At 70.2% G+C, this 7064-nt stretch carries 4 protein-coding genes (1 of these 4 only partly in view); 2 read left to right on the top strand and 2 right to left on the bottom strand.

All coding sequences use genetic code 11. The features are described from left to right. Together ASG40_RS10250 and ASG40_RS10245 are read left to right on the top strand one after the other, a co-directional pair. Positions 1 to 850 carry the 3' portion of a Y-family DNA polymerase gene (locus ASG40_RS10250; RefSeq protein ID WP_055884606.1) on the top strand. Its footprint begins 731 nt before the window's first position, so 850 of the gene's 1581 nt are visible here — the last part of the coding sequence; its start codon lies off the left edge, out of view; the stop codon is at positions 848 to 850. A 38-nt stretch (positions 851 to 888) separates the two neighbouring features. Further along, positions 889 to 4269 carry an error-prone DNA polymerase gene (locus ASG40_RS10245; RefSeq protein ID WP_055884602.1) on the top strand — a complete coding sequence of 1127 codons (3381 nt, stop codon included), beginning with the start codon at positions 889 to 891 and terminating at the stop codon, positions 4267 to 4269. A 102-nt stretch (positions 4270 to 4371) separates the two neighbouring features. Here ASG40_RS10245 and ASG40_RS10240 read toward each other — a convergent pair whose 3' ends face one another. Together ASG40_RS10240 and ASG40_RS10235 are read right to left on the bottom strand one after the other, a co-directional pair. Beyond that, positions 4372 to 4590, bottom strand: a complete 219-nt coding sequence (locus tag ASG40_RS10240) for a winged helix-turn-helix transcriptional regulator (protein ID WP_082494561.1) — start codon at positions 4588 to 4590, stop codon at positions 4372 to 4374. An 83-nt stretch (positions 4591 to 4673) separates the two neighbouring features. Next, the gene (locus ASG40_RS10235; RefSeq protein WP_055884598.1) at positions 4674 to 6821 is read right to left on the bottom strand and encodes a sodium-translocating pyrophosphatase; all 2148 of its coding nucleotides are present in this window, start codon (positions 6819 to 6821) and stop codon (positions 4674 to 4676) included. Positions 6822 to 7064: the final 243 nt, after the last annotated feature.

Raw genomic sequence — 7064 nt, 5'->3', positions numbered from 1 at the left:
GCTCGGCGACGTTTCGACCTTCTCGGCCTCACGCGGTTTCCTCGATCCGATCGGGCGCCAGAGCGACATCGTCGTCACCGCTTCGCAGCTGATCGAAGACCTGGCGCCCCGGCTCGCGGCGGCCGACCTCGGCGCGCGGGCCCTGCGGCTGATCCTGACCCGCGTCGACGGTCTCGACCGCAGTCTCGACCTCGCCCTGTCCGAGCCCACGCGTTGCCCCGCTGCGGTCGCCCGCCTCCTCGACCTGCGGCTCGACCGGCTCGGGGCGGGCCTCGACGCCGGCTTCGGCTTCGAGACCGTGCGGCTCGAGGTGACCGAAACCGGAACGATGAGGCCGGTCCAGGCCGCGTTGCGGGACGCGGACCGCGCCGCCGTCCCACGCGTCGGCGGCCACCTCGCCGATGCCCTGCACCAGCGCCTCGGGCGCCGGCCGCTGCGTCTCGAGCCGCGCCGCAGCCACATCCCCGAGCGTGCCCAGCGCACCGTCCCCTGGCAAGCGGAGAAGGCCGTGCTGACATGGGCCGACGAGGCCAAGGCCCTCGACGAGACGATCGCGATGCGGCCGCGCCGCCCCCTGGTGCTCCTGCGCCGGAGCGAGCCGGTCCAGGACGTACTCGCCTCGGAGCGCGACGGAGCCCCCTGTCGCTTCCACTGGCGCGCGCGCCTTCACGTCGTCACGCATGCGGAAGGGCCGGAGCGCATCGCCGCGGAATGGTGGAGCGAGGCCGCGGTGGCACGCGACTACTACCTCGTCGAGGACGAGGCCGGCCGCAGGCTGTGGCTCTACCGTGAAGGCGCGCACGAGCCGCCGGCACCCGCGCGCTGGTTCGTCCACGGGCTGTTCGCGTGAGGGGTTCCACGGACGGCGGTGCTCGGGTCCACCGGAGCATGGCAGGCGGGCAGGCGTCCGGTCGTGACGAGGGAGCCCTGGGTCGCCTGCCGGCGTCCTATGCCGAACTGGCGGCGGCCACCAACTTCTCGTTCCTCCACGGCGCGTCGCATCCTCAGGAGATGGTCGCCCGGGCGGCACAACTCGGGATCGCCGCCATCGGCATCGCCGACCGCAACACGCTGGCGGGTGTGGTCCGCGCCCATGCCGAGGCGCTGCGGCTGGCGCGCGAAGGCAGCCCGATCCGCTTCATCCCCGGCGTCCGTCTCGTGACGGAATGCGGTTTTGCGGTCGTCGCCTATCCGATGGACCGCGCCGCCTATGGTCGGCTCTGCCGCCTGCTCACCGACGGCAACCGCCGCTGCGTGAAGGGAGACTGCCGCTTCGGGCTCGACGGACTGCTGGCGGCGGCCGAGGGCCAGATCCTCATCGCGATGCCGGCGGCGGCGGGGGGGCCTTCGGACGGGTTCGTCGCAAACCTGCGCGAACTGGCGGCCGCCGCCCCGGGGCGCACCTACCTCGCCGGCAGTCACCGACTCCGCGGCGACGAGCGGCGCCGGCTCGGGCTGCTGGCGGAGCTCGGCCAGCGGCTCGGCGCGCCCCTCGTGGCGGTCTCAGACGCGCTCTACCACGTGCCCGAGCGAAGGCCCCTGCAGGACGTCGTCACCTGCATCCGCGAGGGCGTGACCCTGGCGGAGGCGGGCTTCCGGCTGGAGGTCAACGGCGAGCGCCATCTCAAGGGCCCGCAGGAGATGGCGCGCCTGTTCGCGGATCACCCGGAGGCCATCGCCCGGACCGTGGAGATCGCCCAAGCCTGCGATTTCTCGCTGGCGGAGCTGCGTTACGAATATCCCGACGAACCGGTGCCGCCGGGCAAGACCGCGCAGCGCCACCTCGCCGACCGGGTCTGGGAGCGTGCGAGGGGGTGGCGCTACCCCGATGGGGTGCCCGATACGGTGGCGGAAACCATCGCCGACGAGCTCGCGCTGATCGAGAAGATGGATTACGCGCGCTACTTCCTCACCCTCGACGATGTCGTGCGTTTCGCCGAGAGCCGCGGCATCCTCTGCCAGGGCCGCGGCTCGGCGGCCAATTCCGCCGTCTGCTTCTGCCTCGGCATCACCGCTGTCGACCCCACCAAGATCCGGCTGCTGTTCGCCCGCTTCATCTCGGAGAACCGCGGCGAGCCGCCCGACATCGACGTGGATTTCGAGCATGAGCGCCGTGAGGAGGTGATCCAGTACCTCTACGGCCGCTATGGCCGCCACCGCGCCGCGATCTGCGCCACGGTGATCCACTACCGGCCGCGCAGCGCCATCCACGAGGTTGGCAAGGTCCTGGGCCTCACGCCCGACATCACCGGGCTGATGGCCGGCACGGTCTGGGGCTCGTGGGGCGACGGCTTGCCCGATCCGCATATCGCCCAGGCCGGGCTCGATCCGAACAACCCGGCGATCCGCCAGGCCGTGGACCTCGCCGTGGCGCTGATCGGGTTTCCGCGCCACCTGTCCCAGCATGTGGGCGGGTTCGTGCTCACCCGCGGACGCCTCGACGAGACCGTGCCGATCGGCAACGGCGCCATGCCGGATCGCACCTTCATCGAATGGGACAAGGACGACATCGACGTCCTCGGCCTCATGAAGGTCGACGTGCTGGCGCTCGGGATGCTGAGCTGCATCCGGCGCGGGCTCGATCTCCTGCGCGAGAACTACGGGCGCGATTATCCCACCATCGCCGACATCCCGCAGGATTCCCACGCGCCCGCCGACGGCAAGGGCGCCGCCCCGGTCTATGCGATGCTCGCGAAGGCCGATTCCGTCGGCGTGTTCCAGGTCGAGAGCCGGGCGCAGATGTCCATGCTGCCGCGTCTGAAGCCGAAGGAGTTCTACGACCTCGTCGTACAGGTGGCGATCGTGCGCCCCGGCCCGATCCAGGGCGACATGGTCCACCCCTACCTGCGGCGGCGCTCGGGGCAGGAGCCGGTGGTCTATCCCTCGCCGTCGCCCGAGCACGGGCCGGCGGACGAATTGAAGGAGGTGCTCAGCAAGACCTTCGGCGTGCCCCTGTTCCAGGAGCACGCCATGCAGATCGCCATCACGGCGGCCGGCTTCACGCCCGCCGAGGCCGACGGCCTGCGCAGGGCCATGGCCACGTTCAAGCATGTGGGCACCATCAAGGGGTTCCGCGACAAGTTCGTGGGCGGAATGACCCGGCGCGGCTATCCCCTCGATTTCGCCGAGCGCTGCTTCAACCAGATCCAGGGGTTCTCCACCTACGGCTTTCCCGAGAGCCACGCGGCCAGCTTCGCGCTCCTCGTCTACGCCTCGGCCTGGCTCAAATGCCATTATCCGGACGTCTTCCTGGCCGCGATCCTGAACGCGCAGCCGATGGGCTTCTACCGGCCGGCGCAGCTGGTGCGGGACGCGCGGGCGCACGGCGTCGAGGTGCGCGGGCCGGACGTGAACGCCAGCGACTGGGACTGCACCCTGGAGCCGTCCTCCGACACGAGGCCGGACGGCGAACGGCGCTTTGCCGTACGCATCGGCCTGCGCCAGGTGAGCGGAGTGCCCGAGGCCGCCATGCGCCGGCTGGTGGCCCTGCGCGGCAACGGCTACGCCAGTATCGAAGGACTCCAGGCGGCCCTGGCGCTGCCGCGCAACGCCCTGGAGCGCCTGGCCGAGGCCGACGCCTTCCGCTCCCTCGATCTCGATCGCCGCGCGGCCCTGTGGGCGGCCCGCGCCCTCGACGGGGCCTCGGGCCGACGGGCGGCCGCACAGGCGGCACCGCCCGACCGGCGGGCGCATCGGTTGGAGGCGCCGCTGCCGCTGTTCGCCTTCCATGCCGACGACGGCCTGTTCCGGGGCGAGCCGGCGACCGACCTGCCGGGCATGGCCCCCTCGGAGCATGTGGCCGAGGACTACGTCTCCACCGGGCTCTCGCTGAAGGGCCACCCGGTCGCGTTCTTCCGCGAACGCCTGGCCCGGATCGGCGCGATCCCGGCCTCGGCCCACCACGACCCGGCGCTGACGCAAGGTGCCCGCGTCACCGTCGCCGGCCTCGTCCTCACCCGCCAGCGCCCCGGCACCGCCAGGGGCGTGGTGTTCCTGACCCTCGAGGACGAGACCGGCATCGCCAACGTCATCGTCTGGCGCGAGGTGTTCGAGGCGAACCGGCGCATCGCGATGAGCGCGCAGTTCCTGGCGGTGCGTGGCCGCATCCAGCGGGCCGGCGCCGTTGTCCATCTCCTCGCGGAGAAATTTCGCGATCTGACGCCCGAGCTGCGTTCGCTGCGCGAGGGCGGCCTCAAGCTCCCGCCGGAAACCACGGATGTCTCGGCACCGCCCGACCGGCGGATCTACCGCAGCCGGGATTTCCATTGAGGCGGCGCGCCTCCCCGCGCAGGAAGGCCGCTCGCTTGCTTCGCACTGAGGATGTCGACGTCGCTCGGAACTCGGCTCGCACGACTGACTGCGGACCGCGCGTCAACGCCGACCTGCGCGAGAGGCCCCCAAGGCAATGCCGATCTCGCTCAGCGCATACTCCAACCTCGGGCACCTCCGGGTAACCGTCCTGGTGACGATGCCGTCCTTCTCCAGCTCCTCGCGCTGCCGGATCGCCATCTTCCGGTCCACGCCCTCGACGCGCCGCTCCGGTGCGGAAAACCGCAACGGCACATTTCGACATGTGAGGGGCGCCCCCATGGCAGGGACGCCCCTTTTTATTCCAAGTTCATGAGGTGCGGAACTTTGGGGGCTGAAGGCGGGTCCTTGGTTCCGCTCTCGTCCTACAGGTGTGCCAGAACCGCCAGCAGCAGCAGGGCGATGATGTTGGTGATCTTGATCGCCGGGTTCACGGCGGGGCCCGCCGTGTCCTTGTAGGGGTCGCCGACGGTGTCGCCGGTCACGGCGGCCTTGTGGGCCTCCGAGCCCTTGCCGCCGTGGTGGCCGTCCTCGATGTACTTCTTGGCGTTGTCCCAGGCGCCGCCTCCCGACGTCATCGAGATGGCGACGTAGAGCCCGGTGATGATGACGCCCATCAGCATCGCGCCCACCGTGGCGAAGGCCTGGGACTTGCCCGCGATGGCCTGGATCACGAAGAACAGGACGATGGGCGACAGCACCGGCAGCAGGGACGGCAGGATCATCTCCTTGATCGCCGCCTTGGTGAGCATGTCCACGGCCCGGCCGTAGTCGGGCCGGTCGGTGCCCGCCATGATGCCGGGTTTTTCACGGAACTGGCGACGGACCTCCTCCACCACCGCACCCGCGGCACGTCCCACCGCGGTCATCGCCATGCCGCCGAACAGGAACGGGATGAGGCCGCCGAGCAGCAGGCCGACCACCACGTAGGGGTTCATCAGGGTAAAATCGACGCTGACGCCCTGGAAGAACCGGTACTGCGTCGGGCTGGCGTTGGCGATGAAGTAGTTGAGGTCGCTGGTGTAGGCGGCGAACAGCACCAGGGCGCCGAGGCCCGCCGAGCCGATGGCGTAGCCCTTGGTCACCGCCTTGGTGGTGTTGCCGACGGCGTCCAGCGCATCGGTGGACTTGCGCACCTCCGGGGGCAGGCCGGCCATCTCGGCGATGCCGCCGGCGTTGTCGGTGACCGGACCGAAGGCGTCGAGCGCCACGATGAAGCCGGCCAGCGCCAGCATCGCGGTCACCGCGATGGCGATGCCGAACAGACCCGCCAGGGAGTAGGTCGCGATGATGCCCGCCACGATGACGATGGCCGGCAACGCCGTCGATTCCAGCGAGATCGCCAGGCCCTGGATCACGTTGGTGCCGTGGCCGGTGACCGACGCGTCGGCGATGGACTTCACCGGCCGGAAGTTCGTGCCGGTGTAGTACTCGGTGATGACCACGATCAGCGCCGTGATCACCAGGCCGATGACGGCGCAGCCCAAGAGGCCGCCGGAGGTGAAGCTGACACCGGCGTTGGTGGTGAAGGTCGTCGAGAAGCTGCCGAACAGGGCGAGGTTGACGAGCGCGATCGCCACGATCGAGAGGGCGCCGGCGGTGACGAGGCCCTTGTAGAGGGCGCCCATGATCGATTGGTTGGCCCCGAGCCGGACGGCGTAGGTGCCGGCGATGGAGGTGAGGATGCAGGCCGAGCCGATGGCGAGCGGATAGAGCAGCATCGTCTCGAGGACGTTGCGGCCGGCGACATCGGTCTGGCCGGCGAAGAAGATCGCGGCCAGCACCATGGTGGCGACCACGGTCACCGCGTAGGTCTCGAACAGGTCGGCGGCCATGCCGGCACAATCGCCGACGTTGTCGCCGACGTTGTCGGCGATGGTGGCGGGGTTGCGCGGATCGTCCTCGGGAATCCCCGCCTCGACCTTGCCGACGAGGTCGCCGCCGACATCGGCACCCTTCGTGAAGATGCCGCCGCCGAGCCGCGCGAAGATCGAGATCAGCGAGGCGCCGAAGCCTAAGGCCACCAGGGCGTCGATGACCTCGCGGCTGCCCGGCGGCAGGCCGGCGATGCGGGTGAGATAGCCGTAGTAGAGCGCCACCCCGAGGAGCGCGAGGCCGGCCACGAACATGCCGGTGACGGCGCCGGACTTGAAGGCGACGTCGAGGCCTGCGCCCAGCGAAGTCGATGCGGCCTGCGCGGTGCGGACGTTGGCGCGCACCGAGACGTTCATGCCGATGAAGCCGGCCGCCCCCGACAGCACCGCGCCGATCAGGAAGCCGATGGCGACCTTGATGCCGAGGAACCAGGCCAGCGCCACGAACAGCACGGCCCCGACGATGGCGATGGTGGCGTACTGGCGGCGCAGATAGGCCTGTGCCCCCTCGGCGATGGCGCCGGCGATCTCCTGCATGCGGTGGGTGCCGGCGTCGCGCTTCATCAGCGCGTTGATCGTGAGGATGCCGTAGGCGACGGCGCACAGCCCGCCTCCGATGATCAGCAGCAATGCGGTCATTCTACCGTCCTTGGTGGCTGTTCCGACGATCCCCGCGCGCGGCCCGGCGCGACGGGTGAGGACCGACGGCCAACGGTGCTTCGGCCCATCGCCCGCAACGGGATGGGTGGCGTCGCGACACAAAGCAACAGTGTCCGTGGCCGTTCTAGCGCTCGGATTTCGCATTCCTCCCCGGAATTGCGCGTCTTGAGTGCCAAACTTCCGGCCTCAGCGCAAACGATGACTGCAATCGCCAACAACGGA

It is taken from the genome of Methylobacterium sp. Leaf399 (assembly GCF_001424525.1).
Lineage (GTDB): Bacteria > Pseudomonadota > Alphaproteobacteria > Rhizobiales > Beijerinckiaceae > Methylobacterium.
The sequence above is the reverse complement of the archived record's forward strand: the minus strand, read 5'-3'. Positions and strand labels throughout refer to the sequence as shown.

Coding starts and splice junctions, on each gene's coding strand:
- ASG40_RS10245 (WP_055884602.1), top strand. CDS start 889: ATGGCAGGCGGGCAGGCGTCCGGTCGTGACGAGGGAGCCCTGGGTCGC.
- ASG40_RS10240 (WP_082494561.1), bottom strand. CDS start 4,590: ATGGGGGCGCCCCTCACATGTCGAAATGTGCCGTTGCGGTTTTCCGCA.
- ASG40_RS10235 (WP_055884598.1), bottom strand. CDS start 6,821: ATGACCGCATTGCTGCTGATCATCGGAGGCGGGCTGTGCGCCGTCGCC.